This window comes from Streptomyces niphimycinicus, from assembly GCF_018883605.1.
GTDB classification, from domain to species: Bacteria; Actinomycetota; Actinomycetes; order Streptomycetales; family Streptomycetaceae; genus Streptomyces; species Streptomyces niphimycinicus.
The window spans coordinates 1-334 of the sequence record NZ_JAHLEM010001373.1 but is presented as its reverse complement, the minus strand read 5'-3'; the positions used below and the strand labels follow the sequence as shown (position 1 = coordinate 334).

Below are 334 nucleotides of genomic sequence, written 5' to 3'. Positions count from 1 at the left end.
GCCGGGGCGGCCGGGGCGGGCGCGGCGGCCGGAGCGGCACCGGCGGCGCCGATCACGGCCAGCTTGGCGCCGACCTCGGCGGTCTCGTCCTCGCCGACCAGGATCTCCAGCAGAGTGCCCGAAGTCGGGGCCGGGATCTCGGTGTCGACCTTGTCGGTGGAGACCTCGAGCAGCGGCTCATCGGCCTCGACGGACTCGCCGACCTCCTTGAGCCAGCGGGTCACGGTGCCTTCGGTCACCGACTCGCCCAGCGCGGGCAGGACCACATCGGTGCCCTGGGCGCCACCGGCCGGAGCGGCGGCGGCAGGGGCGGGTGCGGGGGCCTCGGCGGCGG

At 77.2% G+C, this 334-nt stretch carries 1 protein-coding gene; it reads right to left on the bottom strand.

Annotated elements, in window-relative coordinates:
- Window positions 1-334: biotin/lipoyl-containing protein (locus KN815_RS49790; RefSeq protein ID WP_301184728.1), on the bottom strand; the 334-nt coding region annotated here is incomplete at both ends.